The organism is Azonexus hydrophilus, from assembly GCF_905120355.1.
Taxonomy (GTDB): domain Bacteria; phylum Pseudomonadota; class Gammaproteobacteria; order Burkholderiales; family Rhodocyclaceae; genus Azonexus.
This window is the reverse complement of sequence record NZ_CAJHOB010000020.1, coordinates 1-367: the sequence shown is the minus strand read 5'-3', so window position 1 is coordinate 367 and position 367 is coordinate 1.

The following is a 367-nucleotide window of genomic DNA, read 5'->3' as shown; positions in this document are numbered from 1 at the left end:
GGGTGGAAGGAGGCGTTATCTAGACCGCATCAATGTCTTGCCGTTATCCAGAAGCACCCACGCTTCGCTTGATGAGCGTGGGTGCTTCGATTTCTTGGCGGATGGCGTTCATGTGGTTTGATAAGAGATAAGTTCTCGGGCTTTTTACCAAGGAAATCTCAATGAAGCACTACTCGATACCCAAGGACGCCGTAGGTACTCTATTTCGGTACATGCTCGTATTGGGCGTGTGCGCAAGCTGTCAATCAGCTCTTTTCGCTTCTACAAACAGCGATATCCCATCTCTTTGCAAAAAGCGTGAGATTGTTTTTCTTAACAGGCCGTTGAAAAACCCCGCAAATTCCATGCAAATGGTATAATTTGTCTT